The 25,916-nt window shown below is 61.1% G+C and carries 25 protein-coding genes and 2 pseudogenes; 17 read left to right on the top strand and 10 right to left on the bottom strand.

Annotated features, from left to right (window positions below; all coding sequences use genetic code 11):
- Positions 1-25: 25 nt before the first annotated feature.
- The 4 genes and pseudogenes from coaBC (at position 26) to argB (ending at position 4,294) form a co-directional block, all read left to right on the top strand.
- Complete coding sequence (gene coaBC, locus AC07Y9_RS26915) at positions 26-1,234, top strand: bifunctional phosphopantothenoylcysteine decarboxylase/phosphopantothenate--cysteine ligase CoaBC (RefSeq protein WP_007921117.1); 1,209 nt, start codon at positions 26-28, stop codon at positions 1,232-1,234.
- Between the two features lie 5 nt (positions 1,235-1,239).
- Positions 1,240-1,695, top strand: a complete 456-nt coding sequence (gene dut / locus AC07Y9_RS26910; RefSeq protein ID WP_009046184.1) for a dUTP diphosphatase — start codon at positions 1,240-1,242, stop codon at positions 1,693-1,695.
- 247 nt (positions 1,696-1,942) lie between these two features.
- Positions 1,943-3,349, top strand: a pseudogene (locus AC07Y9_RS26905) (phosphomannomutase/phosphoglucomutase); the annotation flags it as partial.
- Positions 3,350-3,388: 39 nt separating this feature from the next.
- Positions 3,389-4,294: an acetylglutamate kinase gene (argB, locus tag AC07Y9_RS26900; RefSeq protein WP_007921120.1), complete on the top strand. Its 906-nt coding sequence runs from the start codon at positions 3,389-3,391 to the stop codon at positions 4,292-4,294.
- 139 nt (positions 4,295-4,433) lie between these two features.
- On the opposite strand, the gene pyrE is transcribed toward argB, so the two are convergent.
- Positions 4,434-5,078, bottom strand: coding sequence for an orotate phosphoribosyltransferase (pyrE, locus tag AC07Y9_RS26895; protein ID WP_007921122.1), 645 nt, complete (start codon positions 5,076-5,078; stop codon positions 4,434-4,436).
- Positions 5,079-5,159: 81 nt separating this feature from the next.
- Between pyrE and crc the strand changes: the two genes are divergently transcribed.
- Positions 5,160-5,939 carry a catabolite repression control protein Crc gene (gene crc / locus AC07Y9_RS26890; protein WP_003176915.1) on the top strand — a complete coding sequence of 260 codons (780 nt, stop codon included), beginning with the start codon at positions 5,160-5,162 and terminating at the stop codon, positions 5,937-5,939.
- Between the two features lie 61 nt (positions 5,940-6,000).
- Here the strand turns inward: crc and AC07Y9_RS26885 are convergent, their stop codons facing one another.
- A complete protein-coding gene (locus AC07Y9_RS26885; RefSeq protein WP_007921123.1) occupies positions 6,001-6,369 on the bottom strand; it encodes a DUF4870 domain-containing protein in 369 nt (122 codons plus the stop codon).
- 31 nt (positions 6,370-6,400) lie between these two features.
- Entirely contained in the window at positions 6,401-7,123 is a 723-nt protein-coding gene (gene rph / locus AC07Y9_RS26880; protein ID WP_007921124.1) for a ribonuclease PH, read from the bottom strand.
- A 270-nt stretch (positions 7,124-7,393) separates the two neighbouring features.
- On the opposite strand from rph, the gene AC07Y9_RS26875 reads away from it, so the two are divergent.
- From AC07Y9_RS26875 to AC07Y9_RS26850, 6 genes are all read left to right on the top strand, one after another.
- Positions 7,394-8,257, top strand: coding sequence for a YicC/YloC family endoribonuclease (locus AC07Y9_RS26875; protein ID WP_007921125.1), 864 nt, complete (start codon positions 7,394-7,396; stop codon positions 8,255-8,257).
- A 12-nt stretch (positions 8,258-8,269) separates the two neighbouring features.
- Entirely contained in the window at positions 8,270-8,890 is a 621-nt protein-coding gene (gene gmk, locus AC07Y9_RS26870) for a guanylate kinase (RefSeq protein ID WP_053263107.1), read from the top strand.
- A 167-nt stretch (positions 8,891-9,057) separates the two neighbouring features.
- Positions 9,058-9,321 carry a DNA-directed RNA polymerase subunit omega gene (gene rpoZ, locus AC07Y9_RS26865; RefSeq protein ID WP_007921129.1) on the top strand — a complete coding sequence of 88 codons (264 nt, stop codon included), beginning with the start codon at positions 9,058-9,060 and terminating at the stop codon, positions 9,319-9,321.
- 57 nt (positions 9,322-9,378) lie between these two features.
- Entirely contained in the window at positions 9,379-11,484 is a 2,106-nt protein-coding gene (gene spoT / locus AC07Y9_RS26860) for a bifunctional GTP diphosphokinase/guanosine-3',5'-bis pyrophosphate 3'-pyrophosphohydrolase (RefSeq protein WP_007921131.1), read from the top strand.
- 36 nt (positions 11,485-11,520) lie between these two features.
- The gene (locus AC07Y9_RS26855) at positions 11,521-11,901 is read left to right on the top strand and encodes a RidA family protein (protein ID WP_007921133.1); all 381 of its coding nucleotides are present in this window, start codon (positions 11,521-11,523) and stop codon (positions 11,899-11,901) included.
- A gap of 55 nt (positions 11,902-11,956) precedes the next feature.
- Entirely contained in the window at positions 11,957-12,697 is a 741-nt protein-coding gene (locus AC07Y9_RS26850) for a putative periplasmic lipoprotein (RefSeq protein WP_007921135.1), read from the top strand.
- Between the two features lie 56 nt (positions 12,698-12,753).
- On the opposite strand, the gene AC07Y9_RS26845 is transcribed toward AC07Y9_RS26850, so the two are convergent.
- Positions 12,754-13,605 carry an SDR family oxidoreductase gene (locus AC07Y9_RS26845; RefSeq protein WP_102678946.1) on the bottom strand — a complete coding sequence of 284 codons (852 nt, stop codon included), beginning with the start codon at positions 13,603-13,605 and terminating at the stop codon, positions 12,754-12,756.
- 187 nt (positions 13,606-13,792) lie between these two features.
- Here AC07Y9_RS26845 and exbB point away from each other — a divergent pair, with 187 nt between their 5' ends.
- The 6 genes from exbB to AC07Y9_RS26815 all read left to right on the top strand — a co-directional run bounded on the left by exbB (position 13,793) and on the right by AC07Y9_RS26815 (position 20,611).
- Complete coding sequence (exbB, locus tag AC07Y9_RS26840; RefSeq protein WP_062824235.1) at positions 13,793-14,779, top strand: tonB-system energizer ExbB; 987 nt, start codon at positions 13,793-13,795, stop codon at positions 14,777-14,779.
- Positions 14,780-14,785: 6 nt separating this feature from the next.
- Positions 14,786-15,214, top strand: a complete 429-nt coding sequence (gene exbD, locus AC07Y9_RS26835; protein WP_007921142.1) for a TonB system transport protein ExbD — start codon at positions 14,786-14,788, stop codon at positions 15,212-15,214.
- Positions 15,211-15,957, top strand: a complete 747-nt coding sequence (locus AC07Y9_RS26830) for an energy transducer TonB family protein (protein ID WP_007921144.1) — start codon at positions 15,211-15,213, stop codon at positions 15,955-15,957. Before exbD ends, AC07Y9_RS26830 begins: the two co-directional genes overlap by 4 nt.
- 169 nt (positions 15,958-16,126) lie before the next feature.
- Complete coding sequence (locus AC07Y9_RS26825) at positions 16,127-17,047, top strand: hydrogen peroxide-inducible genes activator (RefSeq protein ID WP_009046190.1); 921 nt, start codon at positions 16,127-16,129, stop codon at positions 17,045-17,047.
- A gap of 9 nt (positions 17,048-17,056) precedes the next feature.
- Positions 17,057-19,132, top strand: coding sequence for an ATP-dependent DNA helicase RecG (gene recG / locus AC07Y9_RS26820; RefSeq protein ID WP_007921149.1), 2,076 nt, complete (start codon positions 17,057-17,059; stop codon positions 19,130-19,132).
- 78 nt (positions 19,133-19,210) lie between these two features.
- Positions 19,211-20,611 carry an aminoacyl-tRNA deacylase and HDOD domain-containing protein gene (locus AC07Y9_RS26815; protein ID WP_102678947.1) on the top strand — a complete coding sequence of 467 codons (1,401 nt, stop codon included), beginning with the start codon at positions 19,211-19,213 and terminating at the stop codon, positions 20,609-20,611.
- 75 nt (positions 20,612-20,686) lie between these two features.
- Here the strand turns inward: AC07Y9_RS26815 and AC07Y9_RS26810 are convergent, their stop codons facing one another.
- From AC07Y9_RS26810 to AC07Y9_RS26785, 6 genes and pseudogenes are all read right to left on the bottom strand, one after another.
- Entirely contained in the window at positions 20,687-21,070 is a 384-nt protein-coding gene (locus tag AC07Y9_RS26810) for a hypothetical protein (protein WP_007921172.1), read from the bottom strand.
- Positions 21,071-21,270: 200 nt separating this feature from the next.
- On the bottom strand, positions 21,271-21,480 hold the full coding sequence (locus AC07Y9_RS26805) for a hypothetical protein (RefSeq protein WP_102678948.1): 210 nt from the start codon (positions 21,478-21,480) through the stop codon (positions 21,271-21,273).
- A 73-nt stretch (positions 21,481-21,553) separates the two neighbouring features.
- Positions 21,554-22,417 carry a tetratricopeptide repeat protein gene (locus AC07Y9_RS26800; protein WP_223816100.1) on the bottom strand — a complete coding sequence of 288 codons (864 nt, stop codon included), beginning with the start codon at positions 22,415-22,417 and terminating at the stop codon, positions 21,554-21,556.
- Entirely contained in the window at positions 22,407-23,216 is an 810-nt protein-coding gene (locus AC07Y9_RS26795; RefSeq protein ID WP_085533185.1) for a tetratricopeptide repeat protein, read from the bottom strand. The genes AC07Y9_RS26800 and AC07Y9_RS26795 overlap by 11 nt, the downstream gene beginning before the upstream one ends.
- A 43-nt stretch (positions 23,217-23,259) precedes the next feature.
- Complete coding sequence (locus AC07Y9_RS26790) at positions 23,260-25,446, bottom strand: phospholipase D-like domain-containing protein (protein ID WP_102678950.1); 2,187 nt, start codon at positions 25,444-25,446, stop codon at positions 23,260-23,262.
- A gap of 12 nt (positions 25,447-25,458) precedes the next feature.
- Positions 25,459-25,916, bottom strand: a pseudogene (locus AC07Y9_RS26785) (type VI secretion system tip protein VgrG); the annotation flags it as partial.

Raw genomic sequence — 25,916 nt, 5'->3', positions numbered from 1 at the left:
AATCATTGAACTGAAAGGCAGGCCTATGCAGCGGCTGTATCGGAAACGCATCGTTCTCGGCGTCGGCGGCGGCATCGCTGCCTATAAGAGCGCCGAGCTGGTTCGCCGACTCCTCGACCACGGCGCGGAAGTACGTGTGGTCATGACCCGTGGCGGCAGTGAATTCATCACCCCGCTGACCATGCAGGCCCTGTCCGGGCACCCGGTCCACCTGGACCTGCTCGACCCCGCGGCCGAAGCCGCCATGGGCCATATCGAACTGGCCAAATGGGCCGACCTGGTGCTGATCGCCCCGGCCACCGCCGACCTGATCGCCCGCCTGGCCCAAGGCATCGCCGACGACCTGCTGACCACCCTGGTCCTGGCCACCGACGCCACCGTCGCCATCGCCCCGGCCATGAACCAGGCCATGTGGCGCGACCCTGCCACCCAGGCCAACACCCAGCTGCTGCAAAGCCGTGGCCTGAAGGTCTTCGGCCCGGCTTCCGGCAGCCAGGCCTGTGGCGACGTCGGCCTGGGCCGCATGCTCGAAGCCAACGATCTGGCGCTGTGCGCCGCCGACTGCTTCCAGCACCTGGCGCTGACCGGCAAACACGTGCTGATTACCGCCGGCCCGACCCAGGAAAACATCGACCCGGTGCGCTACATCACCAACCACAGCTCCGGAAAAATGGGCTTTGCCCTGGCCGAAGCCGCGGTCGAAGCCGGTGCCCGGGTCACCCTGATCACCGGTCCCGTGCACCTGCCGACCCCGGATCGCGTGACCCGGATCGACGTGGTCAGTGCCCGCGACATGCTCGCCGCCTGCGAGGCCGCCATCCCATGCGACCTGTTCATCGCCTCGGCGGCGGTCGCGGACTACCGCCCGGAAGTCGTCGCCCCACAGAAATTGAAGAAAGACCCTACGAACGGCGACGGCCTGTTGCTGCAGATGGTGCGCAACCCGGACATCCTGGCCACCATCGCCACCCGCCCCGACCGTCCGTTCAGCGTCGGCTTCGCCGCTGAAACCGAACACTTGCTCGACTACGCTGCACGCAAACTCAAAGACAAGAACCTCGACCTGATCGTCGCCAACGACGTGGCCAACCCGAGCATTGGCTTCAACAGCGAGGAAAACGCCTGCAGCGTGATTGACCGGGAGTTGCACGCAACTCTCTTCGCCCAGACCAGCAAGGGCAAGATTGCCCGCCAACTGATCTCTTTCATCGCCGAACGGCTGAACCAGGTTTAACTCGCATGCACGCTTTACAAGCCAAGATCCTCGACCCACGCATCGGCAACGAATTCCCCCTGCCGCAGTACGCAACGCCAGGCTCCGCCGGCCTCGACCTGCGCGCCATGCTCAAGCAGGACACCCTCCTGGAACCGGGCCAGACCCTGCTGATTCCTACCGGCCTGTCCGTCTACATCGGCGACCCAGGCCTCGCCGCGCTGATCCTGCCGCGCTCCGGCCTGGGTCACAAGCACGGCATCGTCCTGGGCAACCTGGTCGGCCTGATCGACTCCGATTACCAGGGCGAACTCATGGTCTCCTGCTGGAACCGTGGCCAGACCGCCTTCAACATCGCGGTGGGTGAACGCATTGCCCAGTTGGTACTGGTACCCGTGGTCCAGGCGCACTTCGAAGTGGTCGAAGCCTTCGACGAAAGCCAGCGCGGCGCGGGCGGTTTCGGTCACTCCGGCAGCCATTAAGAAAAAAAACGGGCCGAGCCAAAAACTCGGCCCTAGATTGGCGGGCTGTGTTTCAACACTAAAATTCTGCTGCTTTACTCAGAGACTGAGCCGCCCGGAATCAAGGCTGAAGGTGGTCGAAAAAGAGCTGACGCTCATCAGATGGCATTTTTGCACCATGAACCCAAGGGCAAAAACGCCGTCATACCCTTCAGTTTGAGCCTTCCGGTCAGTATTCCGGCCTGTCCTGCCCCCTTTTAGACGGAGCACCCCAGTGATGAGCAATGCAGCCCAAGTCGTACCCAAGTTCCCTGAAAGCATCTTTCGCGCTTACGACATTCGCGGAACCGTTCCGGAAACCCTGAACGCTGAGACCGCCTACTGGATCGGTCGCGCCATTGGCTCCGAGAGCCTGGCCCAGGGCGAACCCAACGTTTGCGTAGGCCGTGACGGTCGCCTGTCCGGCCCCGAGCTGGTGGCGCAACTGATCCAGGGCCTGCACGACAGTGGTTGCCACGTCAGCGATGTCGGCCTGGTACCGACACCGGCGCTGTATTACGCGGCCAATGTGCTGGCTGGCAAATCCGGGGTGATGCTGACCGGTAGCCACAACCCGTCGAACTACAACGGCTTCAAGATCGTCATTGCCGGCGACACCCTGGCCAACGAACAGATCCAGGCCCTGCACGATCGCCTCAAGACCAACAACCTGAGCAGCGGCCAGGGCAGCATCACCAAGGTCGACATCCTCGATCGCTACGGCAAGGAAATCACTGCCGACGTCAAACTCGCCCGTCGCCTGAAAGTGGTGGTCGATTGCGGCAACGGCGCGGCCGGCGTCATCGCGCCTCAGCTGATCGAAGCGCTGAATTGCGAAGTCATCCCGCTGTTCTGCGAAGTGGACGGCAACTTCCCCAACCACCACCCGGACCCGGGCAAGCCCGAGAACCTGGAAGACCTGATCGCCAAGGTCGCCGAGACCAACGCCGATATCGGCCTGGCCTTCGACGGCGACGGCGACCGCGTTGGCGTCGTGACCAACACCGGCAGCATCGTCTTCCCCGATCGCCTGTTGATGCTGTTCGCCAAGGATGTCGTAGCGCGCAACCCGGGCGCGGAGATCATCTTCGACGTCAAATGCACCCGCCGCCTGATCCCGCTGATCAAGGAATACGGCGGTCGCCCACTCATGTGGAAGACCGGTCACTCGCTGATCAAAAAGAAAATGAAGCAGACCGGTGCGTTGCTGGCCGGTGAAATGAGCGGGCATGTGTTCTTCAAGGAACGCTGGTTCGGTTTCGACGACGGTATCTACAGCGCCGCGCGGCTGCTGGAGATCCTCAGCAAGGAAAAATCCAACGCGGAAGAGCTGTTCGCCACCTTCCCGAACGATATTTCTACGCCGGAAATCAATATCCATGTGACCGAAGAGAGCAAATTCAGCATCATTGATGCGCTGCACGACGCGCAATGGGGCGAAGGCGCCGACCTGACCACCATCGACGGCGTACGAGTCGACTACCCCAAAGGCTGGGGCCTGGTTCGCGCCTCCAACACCACACCGGTGCTGGTACTGCGCTTCGAAGCCGATGACGAAGCCGAACTGCAGCGCATCAAGGATGTGTTCCACACCCAGCTGAAACGTGTTGCACCTGACCTCCAACTACCGTTTTGATTTTCTTCAAGCGCCTTTATTGAAGTGCCGGAGCCCTGAATGACCCTCGAACGCGATGCCGCCGCCAATACCGCCAAGGTCCTGTCCGAAGCGCTGCCTTATATTCGCCGCTATGTCGGCAAGACCCTGGTGATCAAATACGGCGGCAACGCGATGGAAAGCGAGGAGCTGAAGACCGGCTTCGCCCGCGACATCGTGCTGATGAAGGCTGTCGGGATCAACCCGGTGGTCGTGCATGGCGGCGGCCCGCAAATCGGTGACCTGCTCAAGCGCCTGTCCATCGAAAGCCACTTCATCGATGGCATGCGCGTCACCGACGCGGCGACCATGGACGTGGTGGAGATGGTCCTCGGCGGCCAGGTGAACAAGGACATCGTCAACCTGATCAACCGCCATGGCGGCAGCGCCATCGGCCTGACCGGCAAGGACGCGGAGCTGATTCGCGCGAAGAAGCTCACCGTCACCCGCAAGACGCCGGAAATGACCACCCCGGAAATCATCGACATCGGCCACGTAGGCGAAGTGGTCGGCATCAACACCGACCTACTGAATCTGCTGGTCAAAGGTGATTTCATCCCGGTGATCGCCCCGATCGGCGTCGGCGCCAACGGCGAGTCGTACAACATCAACGCCGACCTGGTGGCCGGCAAGGTGGCCGAGGCGCTGAAAGCCGAGAAGCTGATGCTGCTGACCAACATCGCCGGCCTGATGGACAAGTCGGGCAAGGTGCTGACCGGCTTGACCACCCAGCAGGTCGATGCCCTGATCGAAGACGGCACCATCTACGGCGGCATGCTGCCGAAGATCCGCTGCGCGCTGGAAGCGGTACAGGGTGGCGTGGGCAGCTCGCTGATCATCGACGGTCGGGTACCCAATGCGATTCTGCTGGAGATCTTCACCGATACCGGTGTCGGCACCCTGATCAGCAATCGCAAGCGTCCTTAAGCGCTGCAAATAAAAAGCCTCCGCCTGGGCAAGCCAGGCGGGGGCTTTTTATTGCGCCTTCCGTAGGAGCGGAGCTTGCCCGCGATAGCGGTGTATCAGGTCAGACCGCTATCGCGGGCAAGCCTCGCTCCCACAATACTCAGACGCCGAATTGCGCGCGGTAGGCTTCCACCGCCGGCAGATGCTGCTTGAGCGCCGGATCGTCCGCCAGGAACTGCAGGACCTGGGTCAGGGAAACAATGCTCACCACCGGAATGCCGAAGTCGCGCTCGACTTCCTGGATCGCCGACAACTCACCATTGCCACGCTCCTGGCGGTTCAGGGCGATCAGCACACCCGCGGCCTTGGCGCCCTCCTGGGATTCGATGATCTGCATCACTTCGCGGATCGCCGTGCCCGCGGTGATCACGTCGTCGATGATCAGCACGTCGCCAGTCAATGGCGCGCCGACCAGGCTGCCGCCTTCGCCGTGAGCCTTGGCTTCCTTGCGGTTGAAGCACCATGGCAGATCGCGCTGATGATGCTCGGCCAGGGCCACGGCCGTCGCCGCCGCCAAAGGAATGCCTTTGTACGCAGGACCGAAAAGCACATCGAAAGAAATGCCGCTGTCGACGATCGCCGCGGCATAAAAACGCCCCAGCTGCGCCAGGGCCGAGCCGCTGTTGAACAGGCCGGCATTGAAGAAGTAAGGACTGGTACGCCCGGACTTCAGGGTGAACTCACCGAAGCGCAAAACCCCGCGATCGATGGCAAAACGAATGAAATCGCGCTGATACGCCTGCATGAAAAAGCCCCAAATACCACGGATTTAGCTAATTAGGTAGACCTCGGGTATCATACACGCACGTGATTTTTGGGGCCATTTATGCGGATCATCAGTGTGAACGTCAATGGTATTCAGGCTGCAGTGGAGCGAGGTTTGCTCAGTTGGCTGCAAGCACAGAATGCCGACGTCATCTGCCTGCAGGACACCCGCGCCTCCGCCTTTGAACTGGACGATCCAGCCTTCCAACTGGATGGCTACTTCCTTTATGCCTGCGATGCCGAAGTTCCCGCCCAAGGCGGTGTGGCTTTGTATTCGCGGTTGCAACCGAAGGCTGTCATCAGCGGTCTCGGCTTCGAGACGGCCGACCGCTACGGGCGCTACCTGCAAGCCGATTTCGACAAGGTCAGCATCGCGACCTTGCTGCTTCCTTCCGGGCAGAACGGCGATGAAGACTTGAACCAGAAGTTCAAGCTTATGGACGACTTCGCCCGTTACCTGGATAAACAGCGGCGCAAACGTCGCGAGTACATTTATTGTGGCTCGCTGTACGTGGCGCAACAGAAGCTGGATATCAAGAACTGGCGCGACAGCCAACAATCTCCGGGTTTCCTGGCGCCTGAGCGTGCCTGGATGGACGAGATTGTCGGCAACATGGGTTATGTCGACGCCCTGCGCGAAGTCAGCCGCGAAGGCGATCAATACAGCTGGTGGCCGGACAACGAACAGGCCGAGATGCTCAACCTGGGCTGGCGCTTCGACTATCAGCTGCTGACCCCAGGCCTGCGTCGTTTCGTGCGCAGCGCACGCCTGCCACGCCAGCCGCGCTTCTCGCAGCACGCGCCGCTGATCGTGGACTACGACTGGACGCTGACCATCTAAGCGTCTTTTCGCAGCCACAAAAAAGCCGACATCAGTGTCGGCTTTTTTGTGGGCGCTCGGCCTATTTGATCAATCGCCAGGTGAACGGGTAACGGTACGCCACCCCTTCATTGGCCTTGACCCCGGCGATGATGGTCAGCACCAGGGCGCCGATCGCCAGCAGACCGAAAAGCAGGAAACCCACCAGCACAACCATCAGCAGGAAGCAGACCAGCGAGGCAAGGGCCACGGTGATCTGAAAGTTCAGCGCTTCCTTGCCCTGGGCATCGATGAACGGATCGGTCTCGCGCTTCATCTGCCAGAGCACCAACGGACCGATCAGGGTGCCGAACGGAATCCAGATGCCCAGCAAGGCCGACAGGTGACAGAACATCGCCCACTGACGCACCTCATGGCTCGGGACAGGTTGCGGAAGCTGGTCGTCGTTCATGCGGCTCTCCTTGCTGAAAGCTACCGGGCAATCAGTCAGCCAGGGCTGCCTGTTGCAATTCAAAGATCTCGCTCATGCCTTTCTTGGCCAAGGCCAGCATGGCGTTCAGTTCTTCCGGCTGGAACGGCGCGCCTTCGGCAGTGCCCTGGACTTCGATGAAACCGCCAGTGCTGGTCATGACCACGTTGAGGTCGGTCTCGGCCGCCGAGTCTTCCAGGTAATCCAGATCCAGCACCGGCTCGCCCTGGTACATGCCCACGGACACCGCCGCGATCATTTGCTTGATCGGGTCGCCGCCCTTCAGGCCGCCCCGCTTCTTGATCACTTTCAGCGCATCCACCAGGGCCACCATGGCACCGGTGATCGACGCGGTACGGGTACCGCCATCGGCCTGGATCACATCGCAGTCGACATACAGGGTGACGTCGCCCAGCTTGGTCATGTCCAGCGCAGCGCGCAGGGAACGGCCGATCAGACGCTGGATCTCCAGAGTGCGGCCGCCTTGCTTGCCACGACTGGCTTCACGCTGGTTACGCTCACCGGTGGCGCGCGGCAGCATGCCGTATTCGGCGGTCAACCAACCCTGGCCCTGGCCCTTGAGGAAGCGGGGCACGCCGTTCTCGACGCTGACCGTGCAGATCACTTTGGTATCACCGAACTCGACCAGTACAGATCCCTCGGCGTGTTTGGTGTAGTTGCGGGTGATGCGGATCGAGCGGAGCTGATCGGCAGCGCGACCACTTGGACGTTTCATAGGGAAATACCTGTACGGGGACGGAAAACTGCCGATCATTATAGAGCCCGCGGCCCTGCCTGGGCAGTTCTAAAAACCCCGGCCCGTCGGCGACGCCTCTGGAACGGCCCTCCGGTCGCCCCGCAGCGCTTTGTCACACCCGCAGTTTGGGAGCATCCACCGCACTGCGCTACAATCCTGCGCCTTCGCAGCCTGTCGGCTTCAATTCATTCATATCGGGCCCGTGCAACCCTCCGCGGTTGGCGGCGGACCTGTATCGGAGGTACCTCCATGGTGCACAGCATGACCGCCTTCGCCCGGGTAGAACGGGCCGGCACTCAGGGCACCCTGAGCTGGGAACTGCGCTCGGTCAACAGCCGTTACCTGGAACCGCACCTGCGCTTGCCGGAATCCTTTCGCGACCTGGAAGGCGCGGTCCGTGAGGCGCTGCGCCAGGGACTGTCGCGCGGCAAGCTCGAATGCACCTTGCGCTTCACCGAAGAAACCACCGGCAAACCACTGCAGGTCGACCGGGAGCGCGCCGCGCAACTGGTGGCGGCAGCCGAGTCCGTTGCCAGCCTGATCAAGCAGCCAGCGGCGCTGAACCCACTGGAAGTGCTGGCCTGGCCCGGCGTCCTGGTGGCCGATGCCAGCGACCCGCAGGCGCTGAACAACGAAGCCCTGAGCCTGTTCAACCAAGGGCTGAAAGAGCTGAAGAGCGGCCGCGAGCGCGAAGGCGCGGAGCTGGCCCGCCTGATCAACGAACGCCTGACCTCCATCGAGGAAGACGTCGTGACCCTGCGCGAACTGGTCCCGCAGATGCTCGCCACCCAGCGCCAGAAGGTTCTCGACCGCTTCGCCGACATGCAGGCCGAGCTGGACCCAACACGCCTGGAACAGGAAATGGTGCTGCTCGCCCAGAAGAGCGACGTCGCCGAAGAACTGGACCGCCTGAGCACCCACATCATCGAAGTTCGCCGCGTGCTCAAGTCCGGCGGCGCCGCCGGCCGGCGCCTGGACTTCCTGATGCAGGAACTCAACCGCGAAGCCAACACACTGGGCTCCAAGGCCTTCGACCCGCGTAGCACCCAGGCTGCGGTCAACCTCAAGGTGTTGATCGAGCAGATGCGCGAACAAGTACAGAATATTGAGTAAGGCTACCCCGACATGAACCACAGCACCGGCACCCTCTACATCATTTCCGCCCCTTCGGGCGCGGGCAAGACCAGCCTGGTCAAGGCCCTGATCGACGCCGATCCGTCGATCCGCGTTTCCGTGTCCCACACCACCCGCGCCATGCGCCCGGGCGAAGTGGACGGCGTGAACTACCACTTCGTCTCGCGCGAAGCGTTCGTGAAGATGGGTGAACACGGCGACTTCCTCGAGCGCGCCGAAGTCTTCGGCAATCTCTATGGCACCTCCCAAAGCCACTTGCAGCAGACCCTGGACGAAGGTCACGACCTGATCCTGGAGATCGACTGGCAAGGCGCCGAGCAGGTGCGCAAGCTGATGCCCCAGGCTCGTTCGATCTTCATCCTGCCGCCTTCCCAGCAGGCCTTGCGCCAGCGCCTGACCAACCGTGGCCAGGACAGCGACGAGATCATCGAAGGCCGGATGCGCGAAGCGGTCAGCGAGATGAGCCACTACGTCGACTACGACTACCTGATCATCAACGACGATTTCGCCCACGCGCTGGACGATCTGAAGGCGATTTTCCGCACCAACCAGCTGCAGCAGAAGCGCCAGCAACAGCGTTTCGGTAAATTGCTCGCCGAATTGCTGGGCTGAATAGCACTTCCCAAAACCGCTGCAAGGGCTTTACATTGGCACTTGTAGCGGGCCGGAAAGCTTGGTTAAAAAATCAGCGCTTCCCTAATCGCTGGTGATTTTTTAAACTGTTGAGTCCGCTCGCCCATCCGGGCAGCGCGCATATTGCATTTGCTACGAGGAAGACCATGGCCCGCGTAACCGTTGAAGACTGTCTAGAACACGTGGATAACCGCTTTGAGCTGGTCATGCTCTCTACCAAGCGTGCCCGTCAACTGGCAACCGGCGGCAAAGAGCCGAAAGTAGCATGGGAAAACGACAAGCCTACCGTCGTCGCCCTGCGCGAAATCGCTGAAGGCCTGATCGACTACGCAGCTATCGCCGAAGCCGAAATCGTTGAAGATGAACCGCTTTTTGCTGCATTCGAGGACGAGTCCAACGAGGCCGTCTAAGCCTATGCCTGGTCGACGTAGCACGGCGCGGGATCACAGCTTACGGCAGGAGTCATCATGCCGAGCATAGACGCCCTCGCCGATCGCTTATCGACCTATCTCGGCACGGACCAGGTCAATCTGGTCCGCCGAGCGTACTTCTACGCCGAACAGGCCCATGACGGTCAGCGCCGTCGCAGCGGCGAGGCGTACGTCACGCACCCGTTAGCGGTCGCAAACATTCTCGCCGACATGCATATGGACCATCAGAGCCTGATGGCGGCCATGCTGCATGACGTGATCGAAGACACCGGTATCGCCAAGGAAGCGCTGCAAGCGCAGTTTGGTGAAACCGTGGCCGAACTGGTCGACGGGGTCAGCAAACTGACCCAGATGAATTTCGAGACCAAGGCCGAAGCCCAAGCGGAAAACTTCCAGAAGATGGCCATGGCCATGGCGCGCGATATTCGCGTGATCCTGGTCAAGCTGGCCGACCGCCTGCACAACATGCGCACCCTGGAAGTGCTGTCCGGCGAAAAACGCCGGCGGATCGCCAAGGAAACCCTGGAGATCTATGCACCCATCGCCAACCGCCTGGGCATGCACAGCATCCGCATCGAATTTGAAGACCTCGGTTTCAAGGCCATGCATCCGATGCGTTCCGCGCGGATCTACCAGGCGGTCAAGCGCGCCCGGGGCAACCGCAAGGAAATCGTCAACAAGATCGAAGAATCCCTGAGCCACTGCCTGGCCATCGACGGCATCCAGGGCGAGGTCAGCGGCCGCCAGAAGCACTTGTATGGCATCTATAAAAAGATGCGCGGCAAACGCCGGGCCTTCAACGAGATCATGGACGTCTACGCGTTCCGGATCATCGTCGACAAGGTCGACACCTGCTACCGCGTGCTCGGCGCCGTGCACAACCTGTACAAGCCGCTGCCGGGTCGCTTCAAGGATTACATCGCGATTCCCAAGGCCAACGGCTACCAGTCGCTGCACACCACGCTGTTCGGCATGCACGGCGTGCCGATCGAGATCCAGATCCGCACCCGCGAAATGGAAGAGATGGCCAACAACGGCATTGCCGCCCACTGGCTGTACAAATCCAGCGGCGACGAGCAGCCCAAGGGCACCCACGCCCGGGCTCGGCAGTGGGTCAAGGGCGTGCTGGAGATGCAGCAACGCGCCGGTAACTCCCTGGAATTCATCGAAAGCGTGAAGATCGACCTGTTCCCGGACGAGGTCTACGTGTTCACGCCGAAAGGCCGGATCATGGAGCTGCCCAAAGGCTCCACGGCGGTGGACTTCGCCTATGCGGTACACACCGACGTCGGCAACAGTTGCATCGCCTGTCGGATCAATCGCCGCCTGGCGCCGCTGTCCGAACCGCTGCAAAGCGGCTCCACCGTGGAAATCGTCAGCGCCCCGGGCGCACGCCCCAACCCGGCCTGGCTCAACTTCGTGGTCACCGGCAAGGCTCGCACCCACATCCGCCACGCACTGAAACTGCAACGCCGCTCCGAGTCCATCAGCCTGGGCGAACGCCTGCTGAACAAGGTGCTCAACGGTTTTGACAGCGCCCTGGAAAAGATCCCCGCCGAACGCGTGCAAGCGATGCTCACCGAGTATCGCCTGGAACTGATCGAAGACCTGCTGGAAGACATCGGCCTGGGCAATCGCATGGCTTATGTGGTCGCCCGCCGCCTGCTCGGCGAAGGCGAACAGCTGCCAAGCCCGGAAGGTCCGCTGGCCATTCGCGGCACCGAAGGCCTGGTCCTGAGCTACGCCAAGTGCTGCACGCCGATCCCGGGCGACCCGATTGTCGGCCACCTGTCCGCGGGCAAAGGGATGGTGGTGCACCTGGACAACTGCCGCAACATCAGCGAAATCCGCCACAACCCGGAAAAATGCATCCAGCTTTCGTGGGCCAAGGATGTCACCGGCGAATTCAACGTCGAGTTGCGCGTCGAGCTGGAGCACCAGCGCGGCCTGATCGCCCTGCTGGCCAGCAGCGTCAACGCGGCCGACGGCAATATCGAGAAAATCAGCATGGACGAACGGGATGGTCGCATCAGCGTGGTCCAACTGGTGGTCAGCGTGCACGACCGCGTGCACCTGGCCCGCGTGATCAAGAAACTGCGCGCCCTGACCGGCGTCATTCGCATCACTCGCATGCGTGCATAGCTCGCTATATAGCCCGCCCATTACAAGGAGTCATTCATGACCAAGACCGTTATCACCAGCGACAAGGCACCCGCCGCGATCGGTACCTACTCCCAGGCGATCAAGGCAGGCAACACCGTCTACATGTCTGGCCAGATCCCGCTCGATCCAAAGACCATGGAACTGGTGGAAGGCTTCGAAGCCCAGACCGTCCAGGTATTCGAGAACCTCAAGTCCGTGGCCGAGGCCGCCGGTGGTTCGTTCAAGGACATCGTCAAACTGAACATCTTCCTCACCGACCTGAGCCACTTCGCCAAGGTCAACGAGATCATGGGCAAGTACTTCCAGCAGCCTTACCCTGCCCGCGCCGCCATCGGCGTTGCCGCCCTGCCAAAAGGCGCGCAGGTTGAAATGGATGCCATCCTGGTCATCGAGTAACACGTCCGGCGCGGCTACCCAGGCCGCGCCGTCTCCGTTCTGAAAGGATTTTCTCATGCGCAAAGCGCTAGCCCTCTCGTTGTGCGCCCTGTTCCTCGGTGGCTGCGCCAGCGATCCCGCCGACCGTGACATCAGTGGTACCTGGATCAATCAGGTCGCCATCGACGCCGCCGCCAAAGGCGGACCGCTGCGCGAAGCCCTGCAAGGCTACGGCCCGAACCTGGAATGGGACGTCAACACCAAGGCCAGCCAGGCGCGCTACACCAACGGCTTCGAAAACGTCGAAGGCAAGGTGCTGGCTGAAGAGTCCGGCGCCTGGAAAATCGATTTCTACGGCAGCTCCGCCAGCGAATTGAAACGCGACGGCAAACAGCTGCTGCAAGAAGCCAACGACAACGAGCCGGAGCAGGTCTTCGATCGTCCCAAGGACCCGGCCCCGGAAGGCGCGCCACTGGGCGCCAACTTCGAGCGCGCCCTGTACTCGGCTTACCTGGGCGGCGAATGGAAAATCGTCAACGGCCCGGGCGAAGGCGGCACCGTGCTGTTCCAGTCCAACGGCCAGGTCATGGGCCTGCCGGGCGCCGATCGCTACGCACTGTGCCTCGCCGGCGACTGCGCCTCGATGAGCGGCGGCTACGACAACCTGTGGCTGCAGCTCAACGGCCAGGGCAACCCGTGGATCTTTGCGCGCAATGGCAAGCAACTGGAGATCTTCCAGCCCATCAACGCCTCCCAGGCGAACGAGGTACCTTCCCTCACCCCGGGTACGCGCCAGTGGCTACTGGAAAAACAGTGATCCAGCAAAAAGGAGCCGCAAGGCTCCTTTTTCTTTATCCATGATGCGGCTCAGCCCTACCCTTCGATAATCTGCGCATACCCCTCGCGAAAACTCGGATAACGCGGCGCCCAGCCCAGGGCCCTGGCGCGGGCATTGCTGCAGCGCTTGCTGCCGGAACGCCGCACGCTCGAGCTGTCCGCCCACTCGGTCACGCCCAGGTACTCCCGCAGCCAGCCCACCACCTCGGCCAAAGGCACCGGTGCATCGTCGACACCGATATAGCAATTCTCAAGCACCACGCCGCGCCGATCGGCCTGCAACAGGAAGGCCAGCAACCCCGCGGCATCGTCGGCATGAATGCGGTTGCCATACAGCGGTGGATCGATGGCGACGCGATACCCCTGACGCACCTGATTCAACAGCCATTCCCGCCCCGGGCCGTAAATCCCGGTCAACCGCACCAGGCTGGCTGGAATGCCACTCTGCAAGGCCACTTGCTCGGCCTCGAGCATCAGTCGCCCGGAATAGCCGTCGGCCTGGGCCGGCGAGGTCTCGTCGATCCACTCGCCATTTTTCTGCCCGTATACGCTGCTGCTGGAAACAAACAGCAGGCGTTTCGGCGACTGTCCGTTCTGTTTGAGCCAACCCAGGACATGGGTCAGCCCCTCGACATAGGCCGCACGATAGCCCGCCTCGTCATGCTCGGTGGCGGCCGCGCTGTACACCAGGTAATCCAGCGGTGTGGTGGGCCAGGCTGACGGACACTGCTCACTGAAAAGATCGCCCGCCACACCGATCACCCCTTCCGGCAATTGCGAAACCGTGCGCCGCAGGCCGTAGACCTGCCAGTTTTCAGCCAGCAGTTGCTTCGCCAGACGGCTGCCGACATCACCGCAGCCAGCGATCAGAACAGAAGGGGCGGACATCAGAAAACTCCTATCAGAAAGGCACAGACTAGCGTCGGCAATGGACGAGCGGCTAGCAATCAAAGAAAAAAAGATACTCTATTACTTCTGTTAACAAGAATTAGTTGCAATAATGACGGCCCATTTGTTCTCGGCCCTGCGAGGCCTAGAAGGACACTTACCCTTTTCCCTCTCAGGTCCGGCCAGCATGACACGCAATCAATTCTCCGCTTCGCCAACCCAACGCCCAAGCCCGCTGCGCGCCATGAGCGCGGCCGCAGCGTTGCTGTTCAGCCTGCTGCTGGCACCGACCGCGGCCTTCGCCGATGAGCAGGCCCCGGCTGGCGCCGCGACACCTGCGGCAGCCCACGCGCCGGCCGACGCCACGGCGCCGGTAGCCACTCCGGTCGCTGCAGCGCCGGCACCTGCCGAAGGCGAACCAGCCGGCGATGCACCTGAAGTCCTCGAAGCGGACAACTCCCTGGGCATGGCCCACGACCTGTCCCCGTGGGGCATGTACCAGAACGCCGACATCATCGTGAAGCTGGTGATGATCGGCCTGGCCATCGCCTCGATCATCACCTGGACCATCTGGATCGCCAAAGGCTTCGAGCTGATGGGCGCTAAGCGTCGCCTGCGCGGTGAAATCCTCAACCTGAAAAAGGCCACCACCCTCAAGGAAGCCAGCGTCACCGCCGCCAAAGAAGGCACCCTGGCCAACCTGCTGGTCCACGACGCCCTGGAAGAAATGCGCCTGTCGGCCAACAGCCGCGAGAAAGAAGGCATCAAGGAGCGCGTCAGCTTCCGCCTCGAGCGCCTGGTAGCCGCCTGCGGCCGCAACATGAGCAGCGGCACCGGCGTGCTCGCCACCATCGGTTCCACCGCGCCCTTCGTCGGTCTGTTCGGTACCGTGTGGGGCATCATGAACAGCTTCATCGGCATCGCCAAAACCCAGACCACCAACCTCGCCGTCGTCGCCCCCGGCATCGCCGAGGCCCTGCTGGCAACCGCCCTGGGTCTGGTCGCGGCCATTCCGGCGGTGGTCATCTACAACGTCTTCGCCCGCTCCATCGCCGGCTACAAGGCCCAGGTCTCCGACGCTTCCGCAGAAGTCCTGCTGCTGGTCAGCCGTGATCTCGATCACCTGCCGACCGCCGAGCGCTCTGCGCAACCTCATGTGGCCAAAGTAGGGTAATCCGCCATGGGCCTGCATTTGAAAGAAGGCGCAGAAGACGATCTCGCCGAAAACCACGAAATCAACGTCACGCCGTTCATCGACGTGATGCTGGTGCTGTTGATCATCTTCATGGTCGCGGCGCCGCTGGCTACCGTGGACATCAAGGTCGACCTCCCGGCCTCAACGGCCAAACCGGCACCACGCCCCGAGAAACCGGTGTTTCTCAGCGTCAAGGCCGACCAACGCCTGTACCTCGGCGACGACGAAGTGAAGGCCGAAGCCCTCGGCGCCACCCTCGACGCCAAGACCCAGGGCAAGAAAGACACGACGATCTTCTTCCAGGCCGACAAAGGCGTGGATTACGGCGACCTGATGAGCGTAATGGATGCCCTGCGGGCCGCCGGATACCTGAAGGTCGGCCTGGTCGGACTTGAGACGGCTACCAAGAAATGATCACGACGCGCCAAAAACTGACGCGTTACAGCGGTAGCCTGGCCATCGTACTGGGGGTCCATGCGGTCGCGATCCTGCTCGCGCTCAACTGGAGCTCCCCCATGCCGGTCGAGCTGCCACCCCAGGCGATGATGGTCGAGCTGGCGCCGCTTCCGGCACCGCCTCCTCCCGCGCCGCCCAAGGTCGTGACGCCACCGCAGCCGCCGGCTCCGGTCGAAGAGCTGCCGCTGCCCAAACTCGCGGAAGCGCCGAAGCCGACGATTTCCGTGCCCAAGCCGGTCAAACCCAAGCCCAAGCCGCAACCGCCCAAGCCGGTGGAGAAAAAGCCGGAACCGCCGAAGGAAAAGCCGAGCGAAGAGAAGCCTAGCGACGCTCCGCCGACGCCCACCGCGGCACCGTCCTCGGCACCTGCTCCGGGCCCGTCGCCGGCGCAGATCGCCGCCAAGGAAAGCTGGCAAGGCACGCTGCTGGCGCACCTGGCCAAGTACAAGAAGTACCCGCCGGGTGCCCAGGCACGCGGCAAGGAAGGCCTGAACCGGCTGCGCTTCGTGGTCGACGCCCAAGGCAACGTGCTGTCCTATGAACTGGTAGGACGTTCGGGCAACGCCGATCTGGACCGGGCCACCCTGGAAATGATCCGCCGCGCCCAGCCGCTGCCCAAGCCACCGGCGGACATGCTCAACAACGGCTCGATCGAGATTGTCGCGCCCTTCGTTTACTCCCTGGAGAAACGTCGCCGCTAAGCATGATGCCCAGGCAATCCCCAGCAAAAAGGCACCCAAAGGTGCCTTTTTGCTTTTCCAGGCATGACCGGCATGCATTGCCCGGTGTCACAGCGAGCATTGAGTCTGATAACGTGCGTCTATCGATTGCAGCCGGTATGCTTGGCCCGCAACCTCATGGACGTCCGCTATGACTCTTACTGAATTACGCTACATCGTTACCCTCGCCCAAGAGCAGCACTTCGGCCACGCGGCCGAGCGTTGCCATGTCAGCCAGCCGACCCTGTCGGTGGGCGTGAAGAAGCTTGAAGACGAACTCGGTGTGCTGATTTTCGAGCGCAGCAAGAGTGCGGTACGTCTGACGCCGGTCGGCGAAGGCATTGTCGCCCAGGCGCAAAAGGTCCTCGAACAGGCCCAGGGCATTCGCGAACTGGCCCAGGCCGGCAAGAACCAGCTGACCGCCCCGCTGAAGGTCGGCGCGATCTACACCGTCGGCCCGTACCTGTTCCCGCACCTGATCCCGCAACTGCACCGGGTCGCCCCGCAGATGCCGTTGTATATCGAAGAGAACTTCACCCACGTGCTGCGCGACAAGCTGCGCAACGGCGAACTGGATGCGATCATCATCGCCCTGCCGTTCAACGAAGCCGACGTGCTGACCCTGCCGCTGTACGACGAACCCTTCTACGTGCTGATGCCCAGCACCCACCCCTGGACCCAGAAAGAGAGCATCGACGCCAACCTGCTCAACGACAAGAGCCTGTTGCTGCTGGGCGAAGGCCACTGCTTCCGCGATCAGGTCCTGGAAGCCTGCCCGACCCTGACCAAGGGCAACGACGGCGCCAAGCACACCACGGTGGAATCCAGCTCCCTGGAAACCATCCGCCATATGGTCGCTTCCGGCCTTGGCGTCTCGATCCTGCCGCTCTCGGCGGTGGACAGCCATCACTACGCTCCGGGCGTGATCGAAGTGCGGCCGCTGACCGCGCCCGTGCCGTTCCGCACCGTGGCGATCGCCTGGCGCGCCAGCTTCCCGCGGCCGAAAGCCATCGAGATTCTCGCCGACTCGATCCGCCTGTGTTCGGTGGCCAAGCCGCCTGCCGCGAGCTAAGCCGTCGCGATGACTGAGCTGTCGAATGTGCCGGTCACGGCACTCAAGGGCGTCGGCGAAGCCATGGCCGAGAAGCTGGCCAAGGTCGGCCTGGAGAACCTGCAGGACGTATTGTTCCACCTGCCCCTGCGCTATCAGGACCGCACCCGCGTAGTACCGATCGGCGCGCTGCGCCCCGGGCAGGACGCGGTGATCGAAGGCACCGTCAGCGGCGCCGACGTGGTGATGGGCAAGCGCCGCAGCCTGCTGGTGCGCCTGCAGGACGGCACCGGCGGGCTCAGCCTGCGCTTCTACCATTTCAGCAACGCGCAGAAAGAAGGCCTCAAGCGCGGCACCCGCGTGCGCTGTTATGGCGAAGCCCGCCCAGGCGCGTCGGGGCTGGAAATCTACCACCCGGAATACCGCGCCATCAGCGGCGATGAACCGCCGCCCGTGGACCAGACCCTGACCCCCATCTACCCGCTCACCGAAGGCCTGACCCAGCAGCGCCTGCGCATGCTGTGCCAGCAGAGCCTGGCCCTGCTCGGCCCGCGCAGCCTGCCGGACTGGCTGCCGCAAGAGCTGGCGCGGGATTACCAGCTGGCGCCGCTGGACGATGCGATTCGTTACCTGCACCACCCGCCGGCCGATGCCGATGTCGACGAACTGGCCCTGGGTCACCATTGGGCCCAGCATCGCCTGGCGTTCGAAGAGCTGCTGACCCATCAGCTGTCCCAGCAGCGCCTGCGCGAAAGCCTGCGCTCGCAACTCGCCCCGGCGCTGCCCAAGGCCACCCGGCTGCCAGCGCTGTACCTGAAGAACCTAGGCTTTCCACCCACCGGCGCGCAGCAACGGGTCGGCAACGAGATCGCCTACGACCTCAGCCAGCCCGAGCCGATGCTGCGGCTGATCCAGGGCGACGTGGGGGCCGGCAAGACCGTGGTCGCCGCCCTCGCCGCCCTCCAGGCGTTGGAAGCTGGCTATCAGGTGGCGCTGATGGCACCGACCGAGATCCTCGCCGAGCAGCACTTCATCACCTTCAAGCGCTGGCTCGAGCCGCTGGGGCTGGAAGTCGCCTGGCTGGCCGGCAAGCTCAAGGGCAAGAACCGCACAGCCGCCCTGGAACAGATCGCCGCCGGCGCGCCGATGGTGGTCGGCACCCACGCGCTGTTCCAGGACGAAGTGCAGTTCAAGAACCTGGCGCTGGTGATCATCGACGAACAACACCGCTTCGGCGTGCAGCAGCGCCTGGCCCTGCGCCAGAAAGGCGTGGGCGGACGCCTGTGCCCGCACCAACTGATCATGACCGCCACGCCGATCCCACGGACCCTGGCGATGAGTGCCTACGCCGACCTGGACACCTCGATCCTCGACGAGCTGCCCCCTGGCCGTACGCCGGTAAACACCGTGCTGGTCACCGACTCGCGGCGGGTCGAAGTCATCGAGCGGGTGCGCGCCGCCTGCGCCGAAGGGCGCCAGGCCTATTGGGTGTGCACGCTGATCGAGGAATCCGAAGAGCTGACCTGCCAGGCCGCGCAAACCACTTACGAAGACCTGAGCAGCGCCCTGGGCGAACTGCGGGTCGGCCTGATCCACGGGCGCATGAAGCCGACGGAAAAGGCCGAGGTCATGGGCCAGTTCAAAGCCGGTGAATTGCAGCTGCTGGTGGCCACCACCGTGATCGAAGTCGGCGTCGATGTGCCCAACGCCAGCCTGATGATCATCGAGAACCCCGAGCGCCTGGGCCTGGCCCAGCTGCACCAGTTGCGCGGTCGCGTTGGTCGGGGCAGCGCCGCCAGCCATTGCGTCATGCTCTACCATCCTCCCTTGTCGCAGATCGGCCGCCAGCGCCTGGGCATCATGCGCGAAACCAACGACGGTTTTGTCATCGCCGAAAAGGATCTGGAACTGCGCGGCCCCGGCGAGATGCTCGGCACCCGCCAGACCGGCCTGCTGCAATTCAAGGTCGCCGACCTGATGCGCGATGCCGACCTGCTGCCGGCCGTGCGCGATGCCGCCCAGGCCTTGCTCGAGCGCTGGCCGCACCACGTCAGCCCGCTGCTGGAACGCTGGCTGCGCCACGGGCAGCAATACGGCCAAGTGTGAGCAGCGTCTCAGTTAAGGGGCGAATGCCCCGATCAAGCTGGTTATACTCCTGAAATTGTTTGAAAACGGATACAGACCATGACAGAAGTTGCCCTCGCCACCGCAGCCCCGCACGCTCCGTCTGTAATCCGGCTGCTGCTCGGCAAGCTGGACATCGGTTTCACGGAAGTCCTCGACCATCCTGGCCTGCCGGCCGCGCGCAAGGTACAGGCGGTCCTGCTGGACGACGCCGTCGGCGCGCTGATGGTGCTGTTCCCCCAGAGCCAGTTGCTGGACCTCAATCGCCTCGCCGAACTGACCGGCCGCCGCCTGACCGCCGTCTCCACGGAACGCCTGGAGCGCATGCTCGGCAAACACAACCTGAGCCTGCTGCCCGGCCTGCCGGCGCTCACCAGCTCGCCCTGCCTGTATGACGAAAGCCTGCTGCGCGAGCCGACCCTGCTGATCAACTCTGGTGAGCCTGGCCTGCTGCTGGAAATCACCAGCGACGCCTTCAAGAGCATGCTGAGCAAGGCCAGCGCCGGCAACTTCGGCGAGGCCCTGAGCAGCATCCGCCCGAACCTCGACCGCCCGGACGACGACCGCGAGGAAATCACCCAGGCGATGCAGGCCTTCACCGCCCGGCGCATCCAGCAACGCCTGGAAGCGACCATCGAGATTCCGCCGCTGGCCGAAACCGCGCAGAAGATCATCAAGCTGCGGGTCGACCCCAACGCCACCATCGACGACATCACCGGCGTGGTGGAAACCGACCCGGCCCTGGCCGCGCAAGTGGTGAGCTGGGCCGCTTCGCCCTACTACGCCTCGCCGGGCAAGATCCGCTCGGTGGAAGACGCCATCGTCCGCGTGCTGGGCTTCGACCTGGTGATCAACCTGGCGCTGGGCCTGGCCCTGGGCAAGACCCTGAGCCTGCCCAAGGACCACCCGCAACACAGCACACCGTACTGGCAGCAGTCGATCTATACCGCCGCCGTCATCGAAGGCCTGACCCGCGCCATGCCACGCGCCCAGCGCCCGGAAGCCGGCCTGACCTACCTCGCCGGCCTGCTGCACAACTTCGGCTACCTGCTGCTGGCCCACGTCTTCCCGCCGCACTTCTCGCTGATCTGCCGCCACCTGGAGGTCAACCCGCACCTGTGCCACAGCTACGTCGAACAGCACCTGCTGGGCATCAGCCGCGAGCAGATCGGCGCCTGGCTGATGCGCTACTGGGACATGCCGGACGAGTTGTCCACCGCCCTGCGCTTCCAGCACGACCCGAGCTACGACGGCGCCTACGCCGAATACCCGAACCTGGTGTGCCTGGCCGTGCGCCTGCTGCGCAGCCGCGGCATCGGCTCCGGCCCCGTCGAAGACATCCCTGACGCCCTGCTCGAACGCCTCGGCCTGTCCCGCGACAAAGCCGAAGACGTGGTCAGCAAAGTCCTGGAAGCCGAAGTGCTGCTGCGCGAACTGGCCTCGCAGTTCAGCCAGCACTGAGCCCAGAAAAAAGCCCCGCTCCCGTAGGAGCGAGGCTTGCCCGCGATCATCTTCCGGCTGGTATACAGCCCGCCCTCAAGCCTTCGGCTTGGCCTTCTTCGGCTTCAGGTACTTGGTCAGCCCCTGGAACCAGATCACCAGCGCCGGGTTGCCCTTGATCTGGATCGACTTGTCCTGAATCCCGGTCATAAAGGCCAATTGCTTGTTCTTCGCCTGCATCGTGGCAAAACCATAGGCCGCATCCTTGAAGGCAATGGCGAATGCTGGCTCGGGATACACACCCGCCTTGCTGGTAATCCGCTGATCCTTCACCCGGAAATGCCGCGCCACCTTGCCATCCAGCGTCTGCAGCTGGAACACCAGTTCCTTGTCACCCAACTGCTGCTGGAACGCCGGATTGGTCCGACTGGCCTTGCCCATCAACAGCCCCAGCATCCACAGAAGAAAACGAAATTTCATGCGCAAAGCCCCAAAGGAAAAATGAACGGCTGGCGCAGTGTAGCGGCTTCAGGGGGGAACGCCACCGTTATGCAACGTTAAGGGAAGATGAGTGCGTTATTGGTGATTATGACTACCAAGTCACACTCATTTACCAGCAACCTTACAAATCGGGCGAGAAGCGGTCCGCTTATAGCCCTGTGAATCCTGAGACCTGATCCTCATCCACTCCTCGGCCAGGCAATAGCCAGCACTCCAGACAACAGGCTCAAGGCGAGCAGCACTTTGGCAATCAGGAACGCAACGTCAACGGAGTCGGAAATGCTCCCACTACCACTTGCCCCACCAGCAATACCACCCAGGCCGAGCAACGCGCTGAGTATCGAGATGGCAAGCAGCAAAATCGCCAGTACCGTGAATATCCTATGCATTGTGCGGCTCCTTTATCGGGACAGCCCATAAGTCGCGTTTTGATGCTTCGCATAGGCTCGTTGTGGGTTTCTCTTAATAATCGTCATCGCGTCCGGTTGGTCTCCAGTTGATGTCTTTATCGGCGTGATAGCCCTGCACAGGGTTCGGTGGCAGTGGGTGGTCTTTGGCCAGATTGGGGAAGCGCAAGTCTGGATTGTTGGCTAGCTCCCTGGACACTTTGTAGTATGCATCTTCAGTCTTCTTGTCTTTATTATAAGAAAACTTACCATTTTGAAATACATCTTCTATTTCCATGGCACCTTTCCGCTCACCTAGAGCTGCAGTTCTCTGATAATAATGCATGGAGACAGGATAGTTCTCATCCACAACCTCATAATAAGACCCCAACTTATAAGCTGCGTCCGCATAACCCTGTCTCTCCGCGCACTTCAAGTACCCAAGCCCTACAGCATCCTTCCTTCTATCGTATATATAGATATATCCGATTCTGGTTTGAGCTTGAGGACTTCCCAAATCTGCAGCCCTAATCAAGAACTGCACAGCGCTCCTGTCTGATTGCACAATACCAACCCCTCTTTGTGTCATTACACTCATATCGTAGTAACCCAGAGGAGCTTGCAGCTGTATCATTTTTAGGTATAAATCAATCGCCTTGTTCGTATCCTTAGCAACCCCATCACCACGTAAATATAGCTCTGCAAAATTGTGCATCGCTTTCCAATGGTTCTTTTCTACAGCCTGCTGATACAGGCTGGCCACTTTGCTCCAGTCGGCCGGACGTTCTTTACTAAGCACCCGAGCTTGTTTAAACCATTCATCTGCTTGCTGGTCCAAGGGCGGAGCAGTGTCTTTTTCATGAACACACTTGAAATCATATGCCATGGAAAAACCACTGCTGCCCAATAGCACAACAGCCAGCAGTGCTTTAATAGTCATCATCACGTCCGGTAGGTTTCCAATTAATGTCTTTGTCGGCGTGATAACCCTGAATGGGGTGGGGTGGAAGCGGGTAGTCTTTAACTATTTTTGGAAAGCGGAGTTCTGGATTTTCAGAAAGCTGATCATATATATGGCTATAGTCAGCTGCGATCTTCATGTTTTTAGGGTAGCCAAGATCACCTTTTGTGAAAGTGTTTTCGACAAACAATGCTCCTTTGATATCGCCAAGGGCTGCCGATCGCTGGTAGTAGTGCATGGCGACAGGGAAGTTCTTGTCTACTATTTTGTAATAAGCAGCTAGTTCGTAGTTTGCTTTTGCATCATCTTGGTGGGCGGCGCAGCGCAAATAATCTACTCCAAGCTTGGTTTTCTTGATCTCATATATATATATGTTTCCTAGCCTAGTCTGAGCAAGAGGGCTACCTAAATCTCCTGACCTAAGCAGGAACATCATGGCATCTTTGTCAGATTGAACTACGCCTATGCCCCGCTGTGTCATCACACTCATGTCGTAGTATCCCAGCGGCACTTCCAGTTTAACCATCTGCATATATAGGTCGATGGCCTTGTTGGTGTCTTTTTTTACCCCGTCACCACGCAAATACAGCTCTGCAAGATTGTGCATCGCCTTCCAGTGGTTTCTCTCTACAGCCTGCTGGTAGAGTTGTGCTATTTTCGCCCAGTCAGGTAAGCGCTCTTTACTTATAGAACGAGCTTGCTTGAACCATTGATCTGCTTGCTGATCCAGAGGCGGGGCAGTATCTTTTTCATGTGCGCACTTAAATTCGTAAGCCATGGCAGTGTTTCCGAAGAGTAGGGCGAGTAATAAAAATATTAAATTAATCAACGGCCGTTGCATAAGGCGTCACCAAATCCCAGAATCGAACTAGATTTCCATTTAGTGGTAGATTTCCTTTCTGGTTTTTCCAGTTGTCATCTATCACCTGTTCCCAGTTTCTATAATCTTTTTCAATGTTTTTAATTAGCGTAGGCTTTTCTGAGCTTACTTCATTCCCCGAATGCATCCCCCACAACCGCTCCCGCCAGGTCCGGGTGGTTTGCGGGCTTGGCATGGCGATATTCAGTTCGGAGTCGGAGTTCAGGCTGCGTTCGTTGATGTTGGCGGAGCCCAGGGTGAAGAAGAGGTCGTCCACCAGCAGCAGCTTGCTGTGTACATAGATGGACTTGTACTGCGCCATTCCTTGTTCCGGGCCGAGATGTTCGGTGATATCGCGTTCGGTCTGGCGCTGCTCGCGCGTCTTGGGAGTAGCGGTTTCGCCGCCGTCCTTGCAACTGACCAGAGTCGCGACAATGATTTTCAACCCCTTGGGCGGCAGCATCTCCGGCTCCAGTTCGCGAGCCGCGGCCTGGTTGTAGTGTTTGTTGGGGTCCATGGCCAGGAGTTCATCGGCGCGACTCGGATCGATACCCTGCTCATGCATTTGCGTCTGTACCTTGGCCAGCTCCTGATCGCGTGTCGGCGATTCGTCACGGGCCTTCAGTTCGCGCTGGCGGTAGGCAAGCTGGCGTTGATCGTAGAGCAGGTCACGGTGGGCCAAAGGCATCAGCTCACCCTGGCCAAGGGTGTCGAGCATCTCGTAGGTGGAACTGGAGAAGTGCCCACTCTCCGGGTTGTTGGTGACCACGAACAGGTGCAGGTCCTGTTGTTTGCCGGCGGCAACATAGTCGGCGGCAACTTTCTTCAGGCGTTCGGCCAGCGGCTTGTAGCGGAAGTACTGGTTCTCGATATAGGCGTACTGATGCACATTACCCAGGGCCTTTTCATATACCTCGAGAATGGTTTTTTCCGGGCCTTCCTCCGGTTGGGTCCGGCAAATCTGCGCGGGCTCTCCACCGTCACAAATCAGGCTCAGTGGTTTGACCGACGACCGCTCGTGATTCAGGGTCCCCTTGAAGACACGGCGTATCCAACTGCTGCTCTTGTCCCAGGCATTGCAGAAATTGTGATTGAGATCGAACAGCACCGGGCCGCGTACAAATAGGGAAAGGTCCTGCCAGGGGCCGAAGCCCAGATCGCGCTTGCCGGCTGCATCGTCGTAGGCGTGGGCGATGGTGTCCCAGTAGTTGCGCTGCAGGTTGTGGCCCATCACAAGACCTTTCGCTTTTTGCGGGTCCATGTAGTCGACCACCAGGGTTTTCTGGTGATGGCTGGGAAATAGGCTCAGGGCCAGCATCTGCATGAAGGGCACATCGTGAGACTCGTCCTTGAGCAGTCGCCACAGGATGGCAAGGCGCCCCCAATGCATGCGCAGGCCATTTTGATCGTCGTAGGTCAACTCTCCTACGAGTTTGAAGTCCCGCGTACGAAACTCGATATTGCGGGCTTCGCGGCTGTGTACCCAGCGATACCAATCTCGGGTCTCGACCTGTTCGTTCGGGGCTTGAACCGTCCCTCCCGAATCACGGCCCTTGGTGTAGCCGCTGTCCAGGGCATCCAGGCTTTGCTGGATGTCGATCAGACGGTCGCGCGTGGCTCGTCGGCCGGCCTCGTCGTTTGCCGGAAGTTTTTCCAGGCGTGCCTGCTCCTGCTGCTGTTTTTCCAGGAGCTTTTTCCGTTTTTCACCCAGGGCGCTGGTGTCAGCCGGCTTGCCCGCGGTCATTCCGGAACCCATCGATGTTCCGCCGGCGCCGCTCCAGCCCTCGCCGATCACCGAGTTTTCACCGAGCTGGGCCAGTCGGTTGTTCCAGATCAGTACCCGTACCTCGACACCACTTTCGGCCTTCTGCCTGAGCAGTTTTCCCAGACTGGGGCTGTCGGTCGAGGCCCGGTCGAGACGCAATCCCGGGTCGAAGCCCCAACTGATAAGGTCAATGCTTTTCGTAGCTGCCTGGATGCATTCATAGACCTTCTTGAAGGCTTCCTCGCCACACACCAGCGGCGTCACCACGTTGCCTGCCGGACGTGGCGGGCTTAGCGGATTGTTCTTGTGGGCGAACCAATCCGAAGTCAGGGTTGCGGCGCTTTCTTCAAGCGAGATCGACAGTTTCTGATCGAGGTATGTCATGGAGTGCTTCCTTTACTCTTTCTGCTCGCTTTGATCCGCCCACAATTGGCGGAACGCCTCACTGCTGCTCAACGCCTCCAGAGAGGCAGCCGCACCCGGGAAGTCGCGATATCCCTCACGCCCCAGGCGCTCACTGCGTTGGCGCGTCTGTTCGGTCGAGGTTTCGCTCATGTCCAGGTTGAAACGGTGTCCGTTCACCGTTTCCACCGAATAGTTGCGGGTACCGGGAATATGCTGGAAAAGCACATTGCCCTTCTCGTCGCTGAAGCCTTTGTCGATAAGTGCGCCATCGGCGTAGAGCTGATAGGGCTCATCCGGATACCCCGGCATGTTGGGCAACGGGGAAATACGAATGCACAGCTGACCCGGTACGGTTTCTTTCGCCGGGTTGGCCAACGCCTCATCCATCAAACTCCCCGCCTTGTCCTTGTCCACCAACCCCGGCAATGTCGGCGGCTTAATACCAATCC

This window comes from Pseudomonas sp. GW456-L12 (assembly GCF_059424045.1).
Note: the sequence above shows the minus strand (reverse complement) of the source record. Positions and strands in the feature narration are given on the sequence as shown.